The sequence below is a fragment of the Streptomyces sp. NPDC051041 genome (assembly GCF_044456065.1).
GTDB classification, from domain to species: Bacteria; Actinomycetota; Actinomycetes; order Streptomycetales; family Streptomycetaceae; genus Streptomyces; species Streptomyces glaucus.
In genome coordinates this window covers 198,816-219,244 of the sequence record NZ_JBITFM010000009.1, presented here as the reverse complement: position 1 = coordinate 219,244, position 20,429 = coordinate 198,816, and the positions used below count along the sequence as shown (strand labels likewise).

The following is a 20,429-nucleotide window of genomic DNA, read 5'->3' as shown; positions in this document are numbered from 1 at the left end:
GAGACGGAGACGACCATGCGGAACCTCCCCTCCCTCACCCGCCGCGGCCTGCTGGCGGGCACCGCCGCCACCGCGGCCCTGGCCGCCCTGCCGGCCACCGGCGGGAGCAGCCTCGCGCGGGCCGCCGCGCCCGCCTCCGTACCGCGGGTCCGAGCCGCCGCGGCGGCGCAGAGCGCCGACGGCTTCGCGGGCGTCCCCGCGCTGGGCCTGTCCGGCACCACCGGCGGCGCCGGCGGCCCGGTGGTCACCGTCACCGACGCCGAGACGTTCCTGGACTACTGCGACCGCGACGAGCCCTACGTCATCCAGGTCCTCGGCACCCTGCGCATCAGCAGCAAGCAGGGCGTCCGCTCGAACAAGACCATCATCGGACTGGGCGGCGACGCGGAGATCACCGGCGGCGGCCTGGACATGTACCGCAGACAGAACGTGATCATCCGGAACCTGCGGTTCACCGGTGCCGACGACGACTCCCTCAGCATCCAGCAGTCCTCGCACCACATCTGGATCGACCACTGCACCTTCAGCGCGGGCGCGGACGGCCTGATCGACATCGTGCGCGGCGCGGACTACGTCACCGTCTCCTGGAACCACTTCCACGACCACAGCAAGACCATGCTGATCGGCCACTCGGACGCCAACGGCAGCCAGGACCGGGGCAAGCTGCGGGTCACCTTCCACCACAACTTCTTCGACGGCACCGACCAGCGCCACCCGCGCGTCCGGTTCGCCGAGCCGGTGCACGTCTACAACAACTACTACCGGAACAACCGGCTCTACGGCGTGGCCTCGACCGAGGACGCGGGCGTCCTGGTGGAGGGCAACTACTTCGAGAACGTCGCCCACCCGATCCGCTCCGGCTACGACGAGAGCGGTCCGGGCCGGGTGGTGGAGCGGAACAACCTCTACGTCGGCTCCGGAACGCCCCGGACGCTGGGCACGGTGATCGAGCCGCGCACCTACTACGCCTACACCCTCGACGCCCCCTCGACCGTCCCGACCACCGTCCCGGCCGGCGCCGGCGCCGGCAGAATCGCCTGAACCCGGGAGGCACACGATGCACCGCAAAGGCACGCTCCTGCTCACGGCCCTGGCCGCGCTGGCCGCCACGGCCGCCGCTCCCTCGCCCGCTCCCGCGGCCCCTGCCGCGCTGGCGGAACCGGCGCCCACCGGGTTCGCGGGCGTCGACGCGTGGGGCCAGAACGGCACCACCGGCGGCGCGGGCGGTCCGACGGTGACGGTCTCCACCGCCGCCGACCTGATCGCCGCCGTCAAGGCCGAGGGCCCCAGGATCGTCCGCGTCAACGGCATGATCACGCTGCCCGCCGGGATGTACGACGTCAGCTCCGACAAGACGATCGTCGGTGTCGGCGCGAGTTCCGGGATCTCCGGCGGCGGCCTGAACATCGGCCTGCCGGCGAGCGACGGCGTCACCTCGCCGCCCTCGAACGCCGTGCACAACGTCATCGTCCGGAACCTGACGTTCAAGAACGCCAGCGACGACTCCCTCAACATCCAGATGTTCTCGCACCACATCTGGATCGACCACAACGACCTGTCCGCCGGTTACGACGGGCTGATCGACATCAAGCGGGGCTCCAGCTACATCACCGTCTCCTGGAACCACACCCACCACCACACCAAGAACATGCTGCTGGGCCACTCCGACAAGAACGGCGCCCAGGACACCGGCCGGCTGAAGGTGACCTACCACCACAACTGGTACGACCGCACCCCGCAGCGCAATCCGCGCACCCGCTTCGGCGACCCGGTCCACATCTACAACAACTACTTCCTCGACAACAGCGACACCGGCCCGGCCTGCAACGCGGACTCGGGCTGCTTCGTCGAGGGCAACTACTTCGACGACGTCGAGGAGCCCATGACCAACAGCTACTCGGGGCCGGAAGGCGGCGTGTTCGAGCGGAACAACGTCTTCGTCGGTGACACCGGCGAACCGGTCACGGGCGGCAGCGTCGAGGATCCGGCGGACTACTACGACTACACCGTCGACGACCCGCGGACCGTCAAGGACACCGTGATGCGGGGCGCGGGTCCGGGCACCATCGGCCTGTGAGGCCTCCGCCGGAACGCCGTTCGAAGGCGGGCCGGCGGATCCGCGGGCGGGCCGGCGCGGCAGCGTGATCGCCCGCCGGGCCACCCACCGCTCGCGGCCCCGGCCGATGTCCCGGCCGGGGCCGCGGCGGGCGGCCACGGGCGCGGCGCCGTCACAGGCCCGCGTGCTCCAGCAGCAGCCCCAGATCGTCGTCCTTCACCCGGGTGACCCCTTGCGGGTGCCGGTTGGACAGGGCGTGCAGCGGGACGGGGTCGCGGTGCAGCCGGCGGGTCGCCGCCGGATCCAGCGTCGCCGTGAACCGCCACGGCTGACGAGGGCTTCCGGTCACCTCGTACGGCTCGCCCTCGATCTCGGCCACCGCGGCGACCTCCCGTACCGGCGCGGAGAAGTAGATCCACAGGCGGTCACCGGGGGCCATGCGCCGCCGCCTGGACAGGCACCACTCCCGGCGGGGCGCGGTTTCGGCGAGTTCCAGCATGCGGTCCTTGGCGGAGGAGCCGCCGTCCGGGGCGGTGCCTGCGGGTTTCACGATGAACAACCAGTCCACGGGTGCTCCTCGGCTCGTGCGTACGCGTACCCGTACCGTGCCGGCACGGGTCCCTGTGTGCTGCCCGGTGCACGAGCCGCCATGCCCGGCCGCGCGCACCCGTCGTGCACCGGATCCAGGACTGCGGTGACCGGGCGGCAGCGCCCGGGGACCACTCGCCGGGAAGGCGGTGACCGGACGGGTCGGCGGCGCCTCCGAGACCGGGCGGACGCGGTGGTGCCCCGCCGGACTCCCGGCGCCCCCGGGCACGGGCGAAGGGCCGAACCCGGCGCGCCCTCCCGCAGGCGGCCACGGCGCGGCCCGGCGCGGAAGGCACCGGCCGCGCAGGCCGGCCGCCGTCGTGGCCGGCGGGAGCAGGACGCGGTACGTCACCACGCGGAGGGGGGCGCGTTGTGGTCTGCTGTGTAGAAGCCGTGCCGCGAGGAGTGGTAGCCCATGACCGGACCAGGCGGCCCTTTGGACCCCGGCTTCGCTGACGCTGTCCTGCACAGTATCGGCGCGGGCGTCTTCACCGTGGACACGGCCGGGCTCATCACCTACGTCAACCCGTGGGCGGAACGGCTGCTGGACCGGCCGGCGGCGGAGATGCTGGGCCGTGACGCGCACGATCTGCTCCACCGCCGTCCCGACGGCGACCCGGTCCCGCGTGAGCAGTGCCTCATGCGGGCCCCCCTGCTGGGCAGCCGGAACCCCGAGGAGGGCAGCGAGGAGTACTTCCTGCGGGGCGACGGCACCATGCTGCCGATCATCTGGTCGACGACGCCCCTGATGCGCGCAGACCACGGGGAGGGGCTGGTGGTCGTCTTCAGCGACTTCAGCCTGCACCACGACGCCGAGAAGCGGGCGGCCGCCCACACCGCCGCCCTGGAAGCGCTGACCGGCCGGTTGAACCTGCTGGCGGACGTCTCCTCGGTGCTGCTGTCGGGCATGGACGCCTCCGCCGCGATGCGCCGGCTGCTTCCCCTGCTGGTTCCGGAACTCGGGGACTGGGCCGCCGTCGACCTGGTCGACGCGCGGTCCGGGGCGCCGGAGCGCGTCGCGGTGCGCAGTCCGGCCCATCCGCGCCGGGCGAGACAGCTGGAGGGGCCGCTGCCGCTGCCGGCCAGGTCCCAGCGGCCCAGGTCACCGGTCACGGGCGGGACCCATTCGTTCCTGGTGGACGCCGCCGACGTGCGGGATCCGGATGCGCCGCTCGCCGTGACCCACCGCATCCTGTTCGAACGGCTCGGCGGCCAGTGGGCCACCGTGGTCCCGATCCGTTCCCGCCGGCACCACTACGGAGCGCTGACCGTGGCGCGTGCCGAGGGCTCCCCCGCCCCCGCCGAAACCGAGGTGCGGCTGCTCTCGGACATCGGCCGGCGCCTGGCCCTGGTGCTGGACAACGCCCGGCTGTACTACGAGCAGCGCAACGTCGCCGAGACCATGCAGCGCCAGCTGCTGGCCCCCCTGCCGCAGGTCGACCACCTGCGGATGACCGCCCGCTACCTGCCCGCGCAGAGCGCCATGGAGATCGGAGGCGACTGGTACGACGCCTTCCTGCTCGCCGACGGCGTCATGGCCCTGGTCATCGGGGACGTGGTCGGCCACAACCTGCAGGCCGCCGCTCACATGGCCGAGGTCCGCAACATGCTGCGCGCCCTCGCCTGGACCCATGTGGAACCCCCCAGCATGATCATGCGCCGGCTGGACGAGGCGGTGACCAACACCAGCGATGCGCCCATGGCCACGCTGGTCTTCGCCCGTGTGGAAGGCCCGGAGGGAGGGCCGTGGCGGCTGCACTGGGTCAACGCCGGTCATCCCCCGCCGCTGCTGATCACACGTGACGGAGGCACACGTTTCCTCACCGGCGGGCACGGGCCGCTGATCGGCATGAGCGCCACCCTCCATCTGGGGCTGAGCTGGCCGGACGCGTACGAGGACCTGCCGGCCGACGCCACCCTGCTCCTGTACACCGACGGCCTCGTCGAGAGCAGGGACCGCCCCATCGACGCCGGCCTGACCAAGCTCCGCCACCACGCCTCCGTCCTGGCCCGGCGACTGTCCGGGCGGAGCGTGGACGTGTTCTGCGACCAGCTGCTGCAACGCCTCTCCCCCAGCGGCGACGACACCGCCCTGCTCGCCCTGCGCCTGCCCGCGGCCGGCGCCGGCTCTCCCGGCGACCACAGCCCGCCGCCGCCCCCGCAGAGCCCCCGCAGCCCCGCCGCCCCGGACCGGGCCGCTCCCGGCTCCGTGCAGGAGCAGGCTCCCGTGCAGGACCCCACGGGCCGGGCCCGGGAGGCGCTGCGGATCCGCAGCGGCCCCGGGGAGTAGGCGCCGCGCACGTCGGCCGGCCGCCGGGACGCGCCGGGTGAGCCCCGAAAGCCGGGCCGCCGTCCCTCCTCACACCTGATCGCGCCGCCTCTCGGCAGGCCGGTTCCTCCGAGTCGGCGCCCGGCGGGACCGGGAGCCGCGCCGAACGGTTCGCGGACCCCACGGTGGCGGTGACCGGCGCCTACACCTCCAGCTCGGTCAGCCGCTCGATCCGGATGCCGTCCACCGTCAGCGTGTCCGCCAGTTCGGCGAACTTCCGCAGGTGGGCGCCGGCGGAGTGAGCGCGCAGGTGTTCCTCGCTCTGCCACACCTCGTGCATCACCAGCAGACCGGGGTCGTCCAGGCCCTGGTGCGGCACGTAGGTGAGGCAGCCGTCCTCCTGGCGGGTGGCCGCCACCAGGGGCGACAGCGCGTCCTTCAGCTCCTGCTCCTTGCCGGGGCGCGCCTTCATGCGGGCGACGAGGACGATGGGGCCGGTGTTCCGGACGGTCATGGGTTCTCCTGTTCGTGAAGGTGTGAGCGGGTGCCGGTCCGCCGCCGGAACGCGGCGTCCCCGCGGCGGTCCGTTCCGCGACGCGGGGCGAAGCGGCTACGCCAGCCGTCCGCCGCCGTCCACGTGCAGGACGGTGCCGGTGACGTAGGGGGTGTCGATGGCGAACAGCACGGCCTTGACGAGGTCGTCCGGGGTGCCGACGCGCCGGGCGGGATTGTTCCGGGCGACCGACCGGAGGAACTCCTGCTCGCCGTCACCGAGTCCGTCCCAGGCGCCGCTGTCGACGATCCCCGGGGACACGGCGTTGACGCGCAGCGGGGCGACCTCCACGGCGAGGGCCTGGACGAGGAGGACGAGGGCGCCGTTGGCGGTGGCCATCACGGTGCGCCGGACGCCACGGCTTCCGAGGGCGGCCCCGACTCCTACGAGCAGATGCTGCGGCGCTACGCGCTGATCGCGCACGACGTGCTGACCACCGACGAGCTGCTGGCGACGGAACCGTTCCGGAGGCGCTATCCGTCGCGCCGCCGGGGCCGGCCTTCCGTCACCGGGGGGAGGCGTCCCGTCGTCCGCGGGCCGCGCGGGCGAGGTTGTTGTGCACACGGCGCAGGTACTTGGCCACGGAACAGGGCCTTCCGTCCGCGCCGCACTGGCGGCAGGTCCGCAGGTGCGTCTCGTACTCGTCGGCCGCCTGGTCGGGGCGGTCCTGAAGAGGCTGCATGAGTATTCCCGGGGTGATGCGAGGGCAGGGACGGACACAGGAACGGCCTCAACTGGTTGCCTGAGGCTCACTTCCGGATTGTGATCTTGTTACTCGGGGTACGGCAAGGCGGATCCGGCCACATGCGCGGGCGGCGGCAGCGGCCGCCCGGTGGCCGGCACGTGTCTCGGCCGCTTTCCGCAGGTGTGCCGGGTCGCTCTCCGCCCGCCGGCCGGGGCGGCGCCGTCGGGTGTGCCGACCGCCCCGGCGCCGTCAGGTGTGACCGCCGCCGTCCCGTCACCGGTCACACGGCCGGTCACCGCGCCGGAAACACCCACCGGCTACCGTGAGGCGCCTTCGCGCAGGGGAGTCGGACTCCCCTGTCCGCCCGCCCGGCGGCCGGAGGGCGGATTCGCCGGGCGCGCCGTACGAGAGGAACACACATGCCGTACGTCCTGCCCGACGACGACATCGTCCACGTCCGCGATCAGGTGTATCTGGTCACGGGCAGCAACACCAACTGGGTCATCGTCAAGGAGGGGAACAGCGCCACCCTGATCGACACCGGCTATCCGGGGGATCACGACAAGGTGCTCGCCTCGCTGGCCTCCGTGGGGCTGGCACCGGGTGACGTGACCGCCGTGCTGGTCACCCACGCCCACAACGACCACATCGGCGCGGCCGAGCGGCTGCGGTCGGCGCACGGCACCCCGGTCCTCATGCACGCGGAGGAGGTCCCGCACGCCCGGCGCGAGTTCCTGCAGCAGGTCTCGGTGGGCCGGGTGCTCGCCAACGCCTGGCGTCCCGGAGTGCTTCCCTGGGCCGTGCACGCCGTCCGGTCGGGGGGAACGGCGCACGTGCCCGTCGCCGAGCCGCGGCCGTTCCCCGCGCCGGGGCCGCTCGACCTGCCCGGCGCCCCGGTGCCGGTCCACACCCCGGGACACACCGACGGGCACTGCGCCTACCACCTGCCGGGCGCCGGCGTGCTGGTCAGCGGGGACGCGCTGGTGACGGCTCATCCCACGTCGCGCACGTCCGGGCCGCAGCTGCTGCCCGACATGTTCCACACCGACCGCGAACGGGCGCTCGGGGCCCTGGCGCGGCTGGAGGACGTGGACGCCGACCTCGTCCTGCCGGGTCACGGACCGTCGCACCGCGGCGCCGTGCGGGAAGCCGTGTCCCGGGCCCGCGAGCAGGCCGCGCGGTAGGGGCGGCCCGCCCGCCGAGGCGGGTCAAGAAGACGGCCACGAGGATTCCACAACGGTGCGGAAGGCTGACGGCGCGGCCCGTGGTGCGGCGCCCCGGCGTTCCCGCTGGGTTCAGGAGCCGTCATGGCCACCTGTCGCGCCGCCGGGATCGTTCCCGGCGGCGCTCCCCGCGCCACCGGACGCGCGCCGGAACCGGCGTCGCCCGGCCGGGTGCGCGTCCGGGCCGAGGCGTGCGGCGGCCGCGGCCGGGACCGGTTCCCGGCCGCGGCGGGCGAGCCGGGGCGCGGCCCGCTTCCCCACCGCGGGGCCGTCCCCTCCCCCTTCCGCACCGGGGACGGCGTACGGGGCCGACGGCGGGGCGCGGTCACGCGCGCTGGGCCTGCGCGATCTCGTTGAGGTGGTTCTCGACCCAGTGCCGCAGCTGCGCCAGCGGCTGCGCGACGCTGCGGCCCAGGTCGGTGAGCGCGTACTCCACGTGCAACGGCACGGCCGGGTAGATGGTCCGGTCCACGAATCCCTTCTCCTCCAGGCGGCGCAGCGTGTTGGTGAGCACCTTCGGGCTGATGCCCTCCAGCCGCCGCTGCAGCGCCCCGAAACGCTGGGGTCCCTCCTCCATCGCCCCGATCGCGAGCGCCGACCACTTGTTGGCCAGCAGGTCCAGCACCTCGCGGCACGGGCACTGGGCCGCGTACACGTCATGCCGGTCGTGCTGTTCCGTCGCGCAGATCATGACCATCGGCTTCACGCCTTCCCTTCGTGAGTCACCCCTCCCACCAGTTTACTTCCCCAGAGGAAGTAAGTGCCCTTGCGCGTTACTACCTCCCTGGGTCTACGTTGCAATGGCAGCCAGCACCAACTGCCAGTACATGAGGAGACATCCGATGAGCGAGACGTCGCACACCACCATGCCCGCGGTCGCCTACCGCAAGAGCCTGCCCGTGGACGACGCGGAGAGCCTCGTGGACGTCCGGCTGCCGGTGCCGCAGCCGGGTCCGCGTGACCTGCTCGTGCAGGTGGAGGCCATTGCGGTCAACCCGGTGGACTACAAGGTGCGGCAGAACAACGACCCGGGCGGCGAGCCCAAGGTCCTCGGCTGGGACGCCGCGGGCACGGTCGTGGCCGTCGGCGACGAGGTCGAGCTGTTCGAGGTCGGCGACGAGGTCTTCTACGCCGGCGCCATCGACCGGCCCGGTACCAACGCCCGCTTCCACGCCGTGGACGAGCGCATCGTCGGCCGCAAGCCCTCGACGCTCTCCTTCACCGAGGCCGCGGCGCTCCCGCTGACCTCGCTGACCGCCTGGGAGGGCCTGTTCGAGCGCCTCGGCCTGCACGACGGCGCCCTGAAGCAGACCGGGACCCTGCTGGTGACCGCGGCGGCCGGCGGTGTCGGTGCGATGGTGGCCCAGCTGGCGCGCGCGCTCACCAGCCTGACGGTGATCGGCACCGCGTCGCGCCCCGAGACCACCGAGTTCGCCCGCCGCATGGGGGTGACCCACGTGGTCGACCACCGCAAGCCGCTGGCCGAGCAGGTGCGCGCCGTCGCGCCCGGCGGAGTGGACCACGTCTTCAGCACCACCGGCACGGACCGGAACCTGGCCGTCTACGCGGACGTCCTCAAGCCCTTCGGAGGACTGGTCGCCATCGACGACTTCGGCCCGGTGGAGATCGGCCTGCTGAAGTCCAAGAGCATCTCCTTCCACTGGGAGCTCATGTTCACCCGGTCCCTGCACCGGACGCCCGACCAGGCGGTGCAGCACCACATCCTGAACCAGGTGGCCCGCCTGGTGGACGCCGGCATCCTCACCACCACCGCCACCACCGACCTCGGCACGATCAACGCCGAGCACCTCCGCGAGGCGCACCGCGTCCTGGAGTCCGGCAGGGCGATCGGCAAGATCACCCTCACCGGTTTCTGAGCACGGGGAAGTGGAGGCGCCGGGCCCGTGGCGCACCGGCGCCCCCGACGACGACGCGGCCGGCGCCCTCGCGGCGTCCCGCCGCTACCTGACCGACTTCGACGGCGCGGTCGGGGCCGGTGCGGACGCCGCCGACGTCGTGCGGGCGATGACCGCCGCGCACGGCGACCGCGGCAACCCCTACACCCTGTTCCTCTCGGCGGCCGCCCAGTACCCGGAGCCGGCCGGGGCCGACGGCACGCGCTGAGCCACCCGCGTTCCGCGCCTCAGTCATCCGACGGATGTGCGCGCGGTCCGGATCTCCTACCGTTCGACGACCGGGACCCGAACACGCACCCGCCGCACGCCGGATCGCCGGGCGGCGCGGTCCGGGACGGTTCCCGGGCCCGCGGCGCCCGGGCGCGGCGGGGCGACGAAGCCCCTGCGCGTCCCGCCCCGCGTCCTGCCCGTCCTCCGCCGCCCGGGGCGGGCGCGGCCCCACGAACGTCGGGCACGAGGAGACCACCGTGACAGGGTCACGACGCACAGCGGACGACGACACCGTCCGGTTCTCCGTCCTCGGGCCGGTACGGGCCTGGCGCGGCGGGAGGGAACTGCTCATCGGCCCCCAGCAGCAGCGGCTGGTCCTCGCCGTGCTCCTGGCGCGGGCCGGGCGTCCGGTGTCGATGGGCGAGTTCACCGATCTGCTCTGGGCGGGCAGCCCGCCGGCCAGCGCCGTCAACGCGGTGCACCGGTACGTCGGCGCGCTGCGCCGGCTGCTGGAGCCCGGTCTGCCCGCCCGGTCGCCCGGCCGGTGGCTCGCCGGGCAGGGCGGCGGATACCTGATGCGCGTCGACGCCGGCTGCCTCGACCTGCTGCGGTTCCGCGCCCTGGTGGAGCAGGCCCGGCGGTCGCCGGCGGCCGGCGACCCGGCGGCGGTCGACCTCTTCACCGCCGCGCTGGACCTGTGGCAGGACCGGTGCGCCGCGGACCTGGAGCCGACGGGCGTCGCCCACCCCGTCTTCACCATGCTCGAACACGAATACGTGTCCGTGGTGTGCGAGGCCGCCGAGGCATCCCTGCGGTGCGGCCGGGCGGCGGCGATGCTGCTCCCCCTGCGCCGGGCCGCGGCCCGCCGTCCCCTGGACGAGGCGCTGGCGGCCCACCTGCTCCAGGCGCTCGCCGCCGACGGCAGGCAGGCCGAGGCCGTGGCCCTGTACCTGGAGGTACGCCGCCGCCTGGCGGACGAGCTGGGCGTCGACCCCGGGCCGGAGCTGCGGGCGGCGCACGCCCGGTCGCTGCGCCACCGGCCCGCCGGTCCGCGCGGCGGGGAGACCGCGGGCGACGGGCCGCCCGAAGCGCACGACGCCCCCTCCCCCGCCCCGGCGGCGCCCGCGGTGCGGCCGGCGCAGCTCCCCGCGGACCTGCCCGGTTTCACCGGGCGCGGCGAAGCGCTCCGGCAGGCCGCGGCGCTGGCCGCGAGCGGGGACGGCGCACTGCGGGTGCTGGCGGTCGACGGCATGCCCGGTGTCGGCAAGACCGCGCTGGCCGTGCACTTCGCGCACCGCGTCGCGCGCGACTTCCCCGACGGCCAGCTCTACGCCGATCTGCGGGGCTTCACGTCCGACGGCGGCCCCGCGGACCCGGGGGACGTGCTGGCGGGCTTCCTCGACGCCCTCGGCGTGGCCCGGCACCGGATACCCGCCGCCGCGCAGATGCGTGCGGCGTTGTACCGCAGCCTTCTGGCGGACCGGCGGATGCTCGTGGTCCTCGACAACGCCTGGGACACGCGGCAGGTCAGGCCGCTGCTCCCCGGCACCGCGGAGTGCATGGCGGTGGTGACCAGCCGCAGCCGGCTGACCGGGCTCGCGGCGGCCCACGGGGCCCGGCTGCTCACCCTGGACGTGCCGTCGGCCGAGGAGGCGGCCGAGACCTTCATGGAGCGTGTCCGCGGCTGCCGTCCCGGCCTCGAAGCACCTCAGGTCCGGCCGATCGTGGACCGGTGCGGACGCCTCCCGCTGGCCGTGGCCGTCGTCGCCGCCCGTGCGGCGGCCCGTCCCGAGCGGACCCTGGCGCAGATCGAGTCCGAGTTGTCGGCCGCCGGGAGGAGTCTCGACGGCTTCGGCGACGACAACCTCGACAACGACGTCCGTGCCGCGTTCTCGTGGTCGTACCGCACGCTCGGGCCGCAGGCCGCACGCCTTTTCCGGCTGCTGCCGCTGCATCCGGGCCCGGACGCCACGGTCACCGCCCTGGCCGGCCTGGCCGGCACACCGCTCCGGGAGACCGCCGCGGCCGTCGGGGAGCTGGTACGGGCCCGGTTGCTGACCTTGCGGCAGCGGGACCGGTACCGGTCCCACGACCTGGTGCTCACCTACGCCGCCGAACTGGCCGGTCCGGCCGGGTCCGCTGCCGCTCCGTCCGGGCCGCACGGCAGCGGCAGGCCGACGGTGCACGCCGGCGGCCTGCCGCTGCTGCCCCGGACCCGCCGGCCCGGCCCGCGCCCGCTCCCGGAAGGCGCTCCGGCCGCGGCCCGCCGGGGGTGAGACCCGCCCCGGCTCGCCCACCGCTGCCTCGACGACGGCGCCACCGCAGTGCGGTTCGCCCTCGCCACCAGCCCACCCGTGAGCCGAGCACCGGCCGCTGTCCCATGCCGTCGTGCGGCGGGAACGCCCTCCCGGGTCCCCCACCGGCCCCGCCCGGCCCGGCTTCCCCACGGCGCAGGACCGTGACGGCACCGCCCCGACGGCCGGCCCGGGGGCCGTGCGGGACACCGGGCGGGCCCGGACCGCGGGGCGGGGGCCGCCCCCGTCCGCGCCGGCGCACCGGATTCAAGAAGCGCACCACAAAGCTTCCACTCGCGACGGTCATGCTGGTCCGGTGACGGCGAGCGGCCCGGCCCGTCCGGACCACGACGCCGGCCCGTCCGGACCACGACGCCGGCACGGCCCCGCGAGCGACCGGGGATCCGCCGGCCGTCGCGCCCGGCCCCTCACCCCCTCACCCCCTCACCCCGGATCCGACACGGCCCGTCAGGGAGAAACCATGGCCACAGTGACGCACCAGACCGCGCCCACGCAGTTCGTCGAGGCGGACGGCGTCCGCTACGCCTACCGCCGGCTCGGTCCCGCGGGGACGGTGCCGCTGGTGATGCTGCAGCACTTCACCGGCAACCTCGACAACTGGGACCCCGCCCTCGTCGACGCCCTCGCCGCCGAGCGCGAGGTCGTCCTGGTGGACTACCCCGGGGTGGCCTCCTCCACCGGGACCCCGGCGACCACGGTGGCCGAGCTGGCCCAGCAGATGATCACCTTCACGGTGGCCCTGGGCCTGGAGCGGATCGACCTGCTCGGCTTCTCCCTGGGCGGCTTCGCGGCCCAGGACATGGCCCTGGTCCGGCCCCGCCTCGTCCGCCGCCTGGTCCTGGCTGGCACCGGGCCCAAGGGCGCACCGGGCATGCACGGCTGGCGCAAGGACATCGAGACGCACGCCCGCGCCGAGGTGCCCACCGGCGAGGACCTGCTCTACATCTTCTTCGCCCACACCGAGACCAGCCGGGCCAGGGGCGTGGAGTTCCTCGGCCGGTTCATGGCGCGCACCGAGGACCGGGACGTGCCCAGCAGCCTCGCCTCCCGCGACGCCCAGTACGACACCGTCCTGGAGTGGGGCATCCCCGACCACTCGGCGCTGCAGCGGCTGACCGGCGTCCAGTGCCCCACCCTCATCGTGCAGGGCGACGACGACCTGATGATCCCGACCAGGGTCAGTCACCTGATGGCGGGGCTGATCCCCGACGCGCGGATCCTCGTCTACCCCGACGCCGCCCACGCGTCGCTGTTCCAGTACCCGGCCGAAGCCGCCAAGGACATCAACGAGTTCCTCGGCTGACACCCGCACCCCGCCACCCCAGGAGAAGCATTATGTCCGACCTGCTCACCACCGTCCTCGACGCCCACGGCGGCCGCGCCCGCTGGGAGGAGGCGCACCGGATCACCGCCCGCCAGTTCTTCGGCGGCGCCCTGTGGGGCATGAAGGGCCACCCCGGCGCCCTCGACGGCGTGGAGGTGACCGTCGACCTGCGGCGCGAGCACGTGTCGCAGAAGCCGTTCCTCGACGCCGGCCACCACACCTCCTTCTCGCCCGGCCGGGTCGCGGTGGAGGACTCCGACGGCAAGGTGGTCGAGGAACTCCTCGATCCGCGTGCTTCGTTCGCGGGCCACGGCCTGATGACGCCGTGGAGCCGGCTCCAGCTGGCGTACTTCTCCGGCAGCGCCATGTGGACCTACCTGGCCGAACCGCTGTCGCTGACGTTCCCCGGGGTGCGCACCGAGGAGATCGGCCCGTGGACCGAGGACGGTGAGAAGTTCCGCCGGCTGCGCGTGGTCTTCCCCGAGGGCATCGCGACCCTCAGCACCGAGCAGATCCTGTACGTGGACTCCTCCGGGCTGATCCGGCGACGTGACTACAGCGTGGAGATCGCCGGCGACACCCCCGCCGCCCACTACGTCTCCGGGCACCAGGAGGTCTCCGGGCTGGTCGTCCCCACCACGCGGATGATCTACAGCCGGGACGAGAACGGCCACAAGGTGCCCGAGCCGCTGGTCGTCTCGGTGCGTCTGGAGGACGTCGCCGTCTCCTGAGACGGCCGGAAAAGGGCGCTCCACCGCGCCGACGGCCGCCCCGGAGGGGGGCGGCACGGACAAGAAAGGCAGCCAGCCATGAGCAGCATCTCAGCCGCGTCCTCCGGGTCGTTCACCATCGGCGGCGAACTGAAGGTCAACCGGCTCGGCTACGGGACCATGCAGCTGACGGGCCCCGGCGTGTGGGGCCCCTTCCCCGACCAGGACGCGGGGGCGCGCGTGCTGCGCCGCGCGGTGGAGCTGGGCGTCACGCTCTTCGACACCGCCGACTCCTACGGCCCGGAGACGGCCGAGCAGCTCCTGCACAAGGCGCTGCACCCGTACCCGGAGGACGTGGTGATCGCCACCAAGGCCGGTCTGACCCGGCCCGGTCCGGGGCAGTGGCGGCCCGACGGGCGGCCCGGGTACCTGCGGCGGCAGGCGGAGTCCAGCCTGCGCAGGCTCGGTCTGGAGCGCATTCCGCTGTTCCAGCTGCACCGCGTCGACCCCTCGGTTCCGTTCGAGGACCAGATCGGCGTCCTGAAGGAGCTCCGGGAGGAGGGGAAGGTCGCGCACATCGGTCTCTCCGAGGTCGGGGTGGAGGAGCTGGAGCGGGCGCGCGCCATCGTGCCGATCGCCTCGGTGCAGAACCTGTACAACGTGGCCCAGCGCGACTCCGAGGACGTCCTGCGGTACGCCGAGGAGCACGGCATCGCGTTCCTGCCCTGGTTCCCGCTGGCCACCGGGCAGCTGGCGCGCCCGGGCGGTCCGCTCAACCGGATCGCCGGCCGTCTGGGCGCCGCGCCGTCACAGGCCGCGCTGGCCTGGCTGCTGCGCCGTTCGCCGGTCGTGCTGCCGATCCCGGGCACGTCGTCGGTGGCGCACCTGGAGGACAACGTGGCCGCGGCGGCGCTGGAGCTGTCGCAGGCCGACTTCGAGGCGCTCAGCGACCCGTTCCCCCCGCGCGGCTGAGGACGCCCGCGTCCGCGGCGCCCCGCCTCCCCGGCGGCACTCCCTCCTCCGGCCGCACGGGGCCGGAGCGGGGCTGCCCGCCCCCGCCCCGTACGGTCCGCCTCGACTCCCCCGGGACGACCGGTCGTGTCCGGCCGTGTCACCTCGGCACCCCGGGGAAAACCCGGTTCCTCCTCTCCACACACTCACACCTCGGAGGTCAACATGTCCGACCTGTTCCCGAACCGCCCGTCCGTGGCCATCGCCTACCACTCCGGTTACGGGCACACCGCCGTCCTCGCCGAGGCCGTCCGCCGCGGAGCCGCCGCAGCCGGGGCCGACGTGACCTTCGTCGACGTGACCGCGGTCACCGACGAGCAGTGGGGCCTGCTGGACGACGCGGACGCGATCGTCTTCGGGTCGCCCACCTACATGGGCGGCGCGTCCGCGGGCTTCCACACCTTCGCCGAAGCCACCAGCAGGCGGTTCGTGGAAGGACGCTGGGCCGACAAACTGGCCGCCGGGTTCACCAACTCCGCCTCCAAGAGCGGCGACAAGTCCAACACCCTCGCCTTCTTCGCCGCCTTCGCCGCCCAGCACCAGATGCTCTGGGTCAGTCTGGGTCTCGCCCCCGGATGGAACTCCACCACCGCCTCCGAGGACGACCTGAACCGCCTGGGCTACTGGGGCGGGGCCGGCGCCCAGACCCCGATGGACGGCGGCACCGACACCGTCCACGGCGCGGACATCGCCACCGCCGAGCACCTCGGAGCACGGGTGGCCCGGCAGGCCGCACTCGTGAGCGCCGGCCGCCACGCCCTCTCCGTCGCGCCCTGACACCGGGCCGTGTCCCCCGAGGCACACGTGCCTCGCTTCGACCGCCCGGACGACCGGCCACGAGGAGGCGCCGGAAGCTCCCTGCAGTCAGCCCCCGCCGGACACCGCACGCGCTACGGGCGCCGGGGCCGCCCGGGCGGTCCGGGCGGTCCGGGCGGTCCGGTCCCGGCCGTCCGCCGCCCCGGGGGCGCCGGCCTCGCTGCGCCCCCGGCTCAGCGTCTCCCCCGCGGCCCGCACCCGGTTCCGGTCGCTGGCTCCCCCGGTCGCCGCCGGACGGATGTTCTCCGGCCTGCTCCTCGGCCTGGCGCCTTCCTTCGACGACCAGGTCTTCGGCATCCGCAGCGGAGCCCTGAACGGCGCGGTCGTCGTCGTCCGGCCCATGGCCGCGGCGCTGTCACCGACGGTGCGGGCCCGCCGCCCCGGCCGGGCCATGGACCTCTCCGCCCTCGAGGGGAGCGGTCCGGCACCGGAGCGGCTGCGCGCTCACCCGGCCCGCCGGACCGACCGGATCCGGGCGTCCGGGGCGGGGGCCGGCCGCTCCCCGGCGTCCTCCCGCCCCAGCTCCGCGGCGTACGCCAGGGCCAGGCGGTGCGCCTCGTACCGGCCGGGCCGGCCGACGGTCAGCAGTCCGGCACGCACCAGTTCTCCCGCCGCCTCGGCCGCCGCCCGCGGCGGGAGCCCGGCCAGGCCGGCCAGGGCCGCGGTACCGGCGTCGGGGCCATGGTGCAGCGGCAGCAGCCGGAACATCCGTGCCGCCCGGGGGCCCAGTGTGCGGTAGGACCAGGAGAAGACGGCCCGTACGTCGTTGTCGTGCCCGTCGTCGCCGAAGCCGTCGAGGCTCCGGCTCTCCCCGGCCGCGGTCAGCTCGGCCGCCAGCTCGCTCAGCGGCTGGTCCGGGCGGGCCAGGGCGCGGACGGCCGCGACGGCCAGGGCCAGGGGCAGCCGGCCGCACCGTTCGACGATCTCCTCGACCACACCGGGCCGCGCGCCGCGGTGGGCCGGACCCAGCCGGCGCAGGAAGCACCCGGCCGCCTCCGCCGCCGAGGGCACCTGGAGTCCGACCAGCCGCGCCCCGTACGCGGCGGCCAGTCCGCTCAGCCGCCGCCGGCCGGTGACCACCACCATGCACAGCGGGGTGCCGGGCAGCAGCGGCCGCACCTGTGCCAGGTCCAGGGCGTTGTCCAGCACCACCAGGACCTTCCGGGCGGCCAGCACGCTGCGGAAGAGCGCCGCCCTGGACTCCGTCGACGGCGGGATGCGCCGGCGCTCCACGCCCAGCGATTCCAGGAAGCCGTGCAGGACGTCACCGGGGTCCGCCGGGTCTCCGCCGGGGGCGAAGCCGCCGAGGTCCGCGAAGAGCTGCCCGTCGGGGAACCGCGCGGCCACCCGGTGGGCGAAGCGCACCGCCAGGGCGGTCTTGCCGATTCCGGGGATGCCGTCGATCGCCAGCACGCGCAGGGCCCCGGCCGGCTCCTCCGCGAGGGCCAGCGCCTGGGCCAGGGGCCGGTCCCGGCCGAAGAAGCAGGGCAGGTCCGCGGGCAGCTGGGCGGGGACCGTGACCGGTGCGGGTCCGTGCGGCACGGGCCCGGCGGCCGCCGGGCGGGCGTCTTCCCCGCCCGCGGCCGTCGCCGGGCGGGGCTCGTCCGTGCGGCGCCGCAGGACGCGCTCGTGCGCGGCGCGCAGTTCCGCGCCCGGCCGCGCGCCCCGCTCCCGGTACAGCCGGGCGCGGATGTCCCGGTACAGGGTGAGCGCCTCGGCCTGCTTGCCGTCCGAGGCCAGCACGAGCAGCAGGCGGGCCTGGAGCCGTTCGTTCAGGGGGTGGCGTTCCGCGGCCTGGCGCACGACCAGCAGCACGGCGCCGGGGCGGCCGGACCGCAGGGCGGCGTCCGCCGCCTCGCACACCACCGAGGCGTGCTCGTGCTCCAGCGCGGTGAAGACCCGGTGGGCACCGGCGGCGAGCAGGTCCGCCGCGCACCGCCCCTGCCACTGCTCCAGGGCCGTGCCGTACCGGCGCACCGCCTCCCGCGCGTCCCCCTCGGCGGCCGCCCGGCGGGCCTGCCGCACCAGCGCGCGGAACCGGAGGAGGTCGAGGTGGTCGGCGTCGACGCGCAGCAGGTAGCCGCCGCCGTGCCGGACGAGCCACCGGCCCGGGCTCCGGGGCGGCAGGCCCGGTTCGAGCAGGCGCCGCAGTACGCCCACGTAGCGGTGGACCGCGTTGGCCGCGCTGGCGGGCGGTTCCCCGTCCCAGAGCAGGCCCACCAGGTCGGCCAGCGGAACGGGCCGCCCCGCGCGGGCCAGCAGGGCGGCCAGGACCAGGCGCTGCTGCCGGGGTCCGAGCGGCAGCTCCGTGCCGGCCCGGCACACGCGCAGGGGACCCAGCACCGAGAACCGGACGGTCTCCTGCGGCGGGCCGGCCGTCCCGGCGGGCCCGCGGGGTGGTGCCGGCGCTCGGTCGCCCGGCGCCTCCGCGGACGTCCGGACGGTGTCGCGCGGCGGCTGCCGGTCGCCCGGGGGACCGGGAGGGGCGGCCGGGGCGGCGCGCCGTGCCGGGGCGGGGCCGTGCGCCTCCCGGTGCCGGTCGTCGCCGTGCGCGGGCGCGCCGGTCGTCGGGCCGGGGTGTGCCCTGCTCCCGGGGCGGGGCACGGACGGTGAACGTGTTGTGATCATGAAGTTCTCCCACTCGGTCGTGCACGCCGGACGGCCCGCCGTCTCCGCCGGCTGCCGAGCCGTGAGGAGCGGGCGGCGGGCGGACGGGGGCCGTCCCTCGCCCGCCTGGACTGTTCGCCGGGCGGGCGCGGTGCCCGGGGCCCCGCAGCCGTTCGCGGGAGCCGTCCCGGCGTACGCCCGCGCGGCCGGGCCCGGGACGGCGGTGATCCGGACCGGTCCTGCGCGGCCACCGTAGATTCCGCTCGGGCGCCCCCGCATCGGTCGGATGACTCATCCCACGGGGCGGGATGCCGAGGCGTTCCGGGACCGGCCGGCGGGGCGGTCCCGGAGCGGCCGCGCGGGACGCCGCCCCCTTCGCCCGAACGGGTCCGGGAAGCCGCCGGTGAGACAAGTCATTCGACGGATGCGTGCCGCCGCCGGCGAGGCGACGCTGTGGGGGCGGGGCCGCGACCGCGGTGCGCGGCGACTCGGTCGTCGTCGGCAGACCCCGTCGGTCGTTCCCCGGAGGAGGACGCACAGTCATGATCGGTTCCAAGGATGCGGTGGAGGACGTCGACCTGCTGGTGGTGGGCGGCGGCAAGGCGGGCAAGACCCTGGCCATGGACACCGCGCGATCCGGCCGCAGGGTCGTCATGGTCGAGCGCGGCATGATCGGCGGCACCTGTATCAACGTGGCGTGCATTCCCACCAAGTCCCTGGTGACGAGTGCCCGGCTGGCGCGCAGAGCGGCCTCCGCCCGGTCGCTGGGCCTGAACCTGGGCAAGGTGGAGGTCGACCTGCGGCAGCTGCGCTCCCACAAGGAGGGCGTGGTCTCGGACATGGTGGCCCTCAACCACCGTCAGTTCCTGGACAGCGGCATGGACTTCGTCCTCGGCACGGCGCGCTTCGTGGCGGAGCGGATGGTCGAGATCGGCCTCGACGGCGGAGGGCGCCGGGTCGTGCGCGGCGCGGACGTCGTGATCAACACCGGGACCGTCCCGCACCTCCCGCTGATTCCGGGACTGGCCGAGGCCGACCCGCTGACCAGCGAGACCATCATGGACCTGGACCGGATCCCGGACCGCCTCGCGGTCATCGGCGGCGGCTACGTGGGCCTGGAGTTCGCGCAGATGTTCGCCGTCTTCGGAAGCCGGGTGACCGTGCTCGACCGGAACGAGCGCCTGCTGCCGCACGAGGACGCCGACGTGGCCGGGGTCCTGGCCGAGTGCCTGCGCGAGGACGGGGTCGAACTGCTCCCCCGCGTCGCCGTCAAGGAGGTAGCCCGCGAGGACGGCGTCGTCCGGGTGCTGCTCGACGACGGCCGGAGCCTGGCGGCGGACGACGTGCTCGTGGCCACCGGCCGTGATCCGGTCACCCGGGACCTGGGGCTGGACGCGGCGGGCGTCCGGACCGACGCACGCGGTTTCGTCCGGGTCGACGACGGGCTCGCCACCGGTGCCCCGCGCACCTGGGCCGTGGGCGACGTCGCCGGCAGCCCCCAGTTCACCCACGTGTCGCTGGACGACTACCGCATCGTGAAGGCCAACATCGCGGGCGGCGCGCGCAGCACCGCCGGGCGGCTGGTCCCCTGGAACCTGTTCACCGACCCGGAGCTGGCCCGGGTGGGGCTCACCGAGGAGCAGGCCCGGGCCACGGGCCGCGACGTCCGGGTCGCCAAGCTGCCCGTCAGGGCGATTCCCCGGGCCCGCACGCTGCGCGAGACCCGGGGCGTGTGGAAGGCGGTCGTCGACCGGGACACGGAGGAGATCCTGGGCGTGGCCCTGCTCGGCCCGGACTCGTCGGAGGTCCTGACGGTGGTGCAGACCGCGATGTGGGCGGGGATGCCCTTCACCCGGCTGCGGGACGGGCTCATCGCGCATCCGACCATGGCGGAAGGGCTGAACGCGCTGTTCACCAGTTGGGTGGACTGAGCCCCGGGGCCCCGGCCCGCGGGTCGGACGCGGTTCTCCGCCTGGAACGTCCAGCTCTGCTTCTCCAGCTCGGCGGTCAGCCCGATCAGCAGGTCCTGGGGCACGGCGTCCGCCTTGCCGGTGCCCTCGATCCGCGCCCGCATCCGGTCGGCAAGCGCGCGGAACGACGCGACCAGGGCCTCCGCGGCCGCGGCGTCCGCGACCCGGCCGGACGT

Annotated in this window: 18 protein-coding genes; 12 read left to right on the top strand and 6 right to left on the bottom strand. The window is 74.8% G+C overall.

The window, feature by feature from the left end; genetic code table 11:
* The first annotated feature begins 15 nt into the window (after positions 1-15).
* The gene (locus tag ACIBAI_RS17485) at positions 16-1,041 is read left to right on the top strand and encodes a polysaccharide lyase family 1 protein (RefSeq protein ID WP_399035094.1); all 1,026 of its coding nucleotides are present in this window, start codon (positions 16-18) and stop codon (positions 1,039-1,041) included.
* 16 nt (positions 1,042-1,057) lie between these two features.
* Positions 1,058-2,077 (top strand): polysaccharide lyase family 1 protein, encoded by a 1,020-nt coding sequence (locus ACIBAI_RS17480; RefSeq protein ID WP_399035092.1) that lies wholly within the window; start codon positions 1,058-1,060, stop codon positions 2,075-2,077.
* Between the two features lie 151 nt (positions 2,078-2,228).
* Here the strand turns inward: ACIBAI_RS17480 and ACIBAI_RS17475 are convergent, their stop codons facing one another.
* The gene (locus tag ACIBAI_RS17475; protein ID WP_399035090.1) at positions 2,229-2,624 is read right to left on the bottom strand and encodes a hypothetical protein; all 396 of its coding nucleotides are present in this window, start codon (positions 2,622-2,624) and stop codon (positions 2,229-2,231) included.
* Positions 2,625-3,059: 435 nt separating this feature from the next.
* Between ACIBAI_RS17475 and ACIBAI_RS17470 the strand changes: the two genes are divergently transcribed.
* The gene (locus ACIBAI_RS17470) at positions 3,060-4,934 is read left to right on the top strand and encodes a SpoIIE family protein phosphatase (protein WP_399035088.1); all 1,875 of its coding nucleotides are present in this window, start codon (positions 3,060-3,062) and stop codon (positions 4,932-4,934) included.
* Between the two features lie 181 nt (positions 4,935-5,115).
* Here the strand turns inward: ACIBAI_RS17470 and ACIBAI_RS17465 are convergent, their stop codons facing one another.
* From ACIBAI_RS17465 to ACIBAI_RS17455, 3 genes are all read right to left on the bottom strand, one after another.
* Positions 5,116-5,427 carry a putative quinol monooxygenase gene (locus tag ACIBAI_RS17465; RefSeq protein ID WP_399035086.1) on the bottom strand — a complete coding sequence of 104 codons (312 nt, stop codon included), beginning with the start codon at positions 5,425-5,427 and terminating at the stop codon, positions 5,116-5,118.
* Positions 5,428-5,523: 96 nt separating this feature from the next.
* Entirely contained in the window at positions 5,524-5,805 is a 282-nt protein-coding gene (locus ACIBAI_RS17460) for an SDR family oxidoreductase (RefSeq protein WP_399035084.1), read from the bottom strand.
* Between the two features lie 166 nt (positions 5,806-5,971).
* Positions 5,972-6,148 (bottom strand): hypothetical protein, encoded by a 177-nt coding sequence (locus ACIBAI_RS17455; RefSeq protein WP_399035082.1) that lies wholly within the window; start codon positions 6,146-6,148, stop codon positions 5,972-5,974.
* 422 nt (positions 6,149-6,570) lie between these two features.
* Here ACIBAI_RS17455 and ACIBAI_RS17450 point away from each other — a divergent pair, with 422 nt between their 5' ends.
* Complete coding sequence (locus ACIBAI_RS17450; RefSeq protein ID WP_399035080.1) at positions 6,571-7,335, top strand: MBL fold metallo-hydrolase; 765 nt, start codon at positions 6,571-6,573, stop codon at positions 7,333-7,335.
* Between the two features lie 364 nt (positions 7,336-7,699).
* Here ACIBAI_RS17450 and ACIBAI_RS17445 read toward each other — a convergent pair whose 3' ends face one another.
* The gene (locus ACIBAI_RS17445; protein ID WP_399035123.1) at positions 7,700-8,071 is read right to left on the bottom strand and encodes a winged helix-turn-helix transcriptional regulator; all 372 of its coding nucleotides are present in this window, start codon (positions 8,069-8,071) and stop codon (positions 7,700-7,702) included.
* 169 nt (positions 8,072-8,240) lie between these two features.
* Between ACIBAI_RS17445 and ACIBAI_RS17440 the strand changes: the two genes are divergently transcribed.
* The 7 genes from ACIBAI_RS17440 (at position 8,241) to ACIBAI_RS17410 (ending at position 15,637) form a co-directional block, all read left to right on the top strand.
* Complete coding sequence (locus tag ACIBAI_RS17440; protein WP_399035120.1) at positions 8,241-9,251, top strand: zinc-binding alcohol dehydrogenase family protein; 1,011 nt, start codon at positions 8,241-8,243, stop codon at positions 9,249-9,251.
* A gap of 10 nt (positions 9,252-9,261) precedes the next feature.
* Positions 9,262-9,498, top strand: a complete 237-nt coding sequence (locus tag ACIBAI_RS17435; RefSeq protein WP_399035078.1) for a hypothetical protein — start codon at positions 9,262-9,264, stop codon at positions 9,496-9,498.
* A 259-nt stretch (positions 9,499-9,757) separates the two neighbouring features.
* Positions 9,758-11,776, top strand: coding sequence for a BTAD domain-containing putative transcriptional regulator (locus ACIBAI_RS17430; protein ID WP_399035075.1), 2,019 nt, complete (start codon positions 9,758-9,760; stop codon positions 11,774-11,776).
* Positions 11,777-12,275: 499 nt separating this feature from the next.
* A complete protein-coding gene (locus ACIBAI_RS17425; protein WP_399035074.1) occupies positions 12,276-13,118 on the top strand; it encodes an alpha/beta fold hydrolase in 843 nt (280 codons plus the stop codon).
* Positions 13,119-13,150: 32 nt separating this feature from the next.
* The gene (locus ACIBAI_RS17420; protein WP_399035072.1) at positions 13,151-13,870 is read left to right on the top strand and encodes a hypothetical protein; all 720 of its coding nucleotides are present in this window, start codon (positions 13,151-13,153) and stop codon (positions 13,868-13,870) included.
* 78 nt (positions 13,871-13,948) lie between these two features.
* Positions 13,949-14,821: an aldo/keto reductase gene (locus ACIBAI_RS17415; protein ID WP_399035070.1), complete on the top strand. Its 873-nt coding sequence runs from the start codon at positions 13,949-13,951 to the stop codon at positions 14,819-14,821.
* A 204-nt stretch (positions 14,822-15,025) separates the two neighbouring features.
* Positions 15,026-15,637 (top strand): flavodoxin family protein, encoded by a 612-nt coding sequence (locus ACIBAI_RS17410; RefSeq protein WP_399035068.1) that lies wholly within the window; start codon positions 15,026-15,028, stop codon positions 15,635-15,637.
* A gap of 483 nt (positions 15,638-16,120) precedes the next feature.
* On the opposite strand, the gene ACIBAI_RS17405 is transcribed toward ACIBAI_RS17410, so the two are convergent.
* On the bottom strand, positions 16,121-18,019 hold the full coding sequence (locus ACIBAI_RS17405; protein ID WP_399035066.1) for a BTAD domain-containing putative transcriptional regulator: 1,899 nt from the start codon (positions 18,017-18,019) through the stop codon (positions 16,121-16,123).
* A gap of 806 nt (positions 18,020-18,825) precedes the next feature.
* Here ACIBAI_RS17405 and ACIBAI_RS17400 point away from each other — a divergent pair.
* A complete protein-coding gene (locus ACIBAI_RS17400) occupies positions 18,826-20,214 on the top strand; it encodes a dihydrolipoyl dehydrogenase family protein (RefSeq protein ID WP_399035064.1) in 1,389 nt (462 codons plus the stop codon).
* Positions 20,215-20,429 lie beyond the last annotated feature (215 nt).

Bases quoted from the DNA above. Each gene is read 5' to 3' on its own strand.
- ACIBAI_RS17485 (WP_399035094.1), top strand. From the start codon at position 16: ATGCGGAACCTCCCCTCCCTCACCCGCCGCGGCCTGCTGGCGGGCACC.
- ACIBAI_RS17480 (WP_399035092.1), top strand. From the start codon at position 1,058: ATGCACCGCAAAGGCACGCTCCTGCTCACGGCCCTGGCCGCGCTGGCC.
- ACIBAI_RS17470 (WP_399035088.1), top strand. From the start codon at position 3,060: ATGACCGGACCAGGCGGCCCTTTGGACCCCGGCTTCGCTGACGCTGTC.
- ACIBAI_RS17465 (WP_399035086.1), bottom strand. From the start codon at position 5,427: ATGACCGTCCGGAACACCGGCCCCATCGTCCTCGTCGCCCGCATGAAG.
- ACIBAI_RS17460 (WP_399035084.1), bottom strand. From the start codon at position 5,805: ATGGCCACCGCCAACGGCGCCCTCGTCCTCCTCGTCCAGGCCCTCGCC.
- ACIBAI_RS17455 (WP_399035082.1), bottom strand. From the start codon at position 6,148: ATGCAGCCTCTTCAGGACCGCCCCGACCAGGCGGCCGACGAGTACGAG.
- ACIBAI_RS17450 (WP_399035080.1), top strand. From the start codon at position 6,571: ATGCCGTACGTCCTGCCCGACGACGACATCGTCCACGTCCGCGATCAG.
- ACIBAI_RS17445 (WP_399035123.1), bottom strand. From the start codon at position 8,071: ATGGTCATGATCTGCGCGACGGAACAGCACGACCGGCATGACGTGTAC.
- ACIBAI_RS17440 (WP_399035120.1), top strand. From the start codon at position 8,241: ATGCCCGCGGTCGCCTACCGCAAGAGCCTGCCCGTGGACGACGCGGAG.
- ACIBAI_RS17425 (WP_399035074.1), top strand. From the start codon at position 12,276: ATGGCCACAGTGACGCACCAGACCGCGCCCACGCAGTTCGTCGAGGCG.
- ACIBAI_RS17420 (WP_399035072.1), top strand. From the start codon at position 13,151: ATGTCCGACCTGCTCACCACCGTCCTCGACGCCCACGGCGGCCGCGCC.
- ACIBAI_RS17415 (WP_399035070.1), top strand. From the start codon at position 13,949: ATGAGCAGCATCTCAGCCGCGTCCTCCGGGTCGTTCACCATCGGCGGC.
- ACIBAI_RS17410 (WP_399035068.1), top strand. From the start codon at position 15,026: ATGTCCGACCTGTTCCCGAACCGCCCGTCCGTGGCCATCGCCTACCAC.
- ACIBAI_RS17400 (WP_399035064.1), top strand. From the start codon at position 18,826: ATGATCGGTTCCAAGGATGCGGTGGAGGACGTCGACCTGCTGGTGGTG.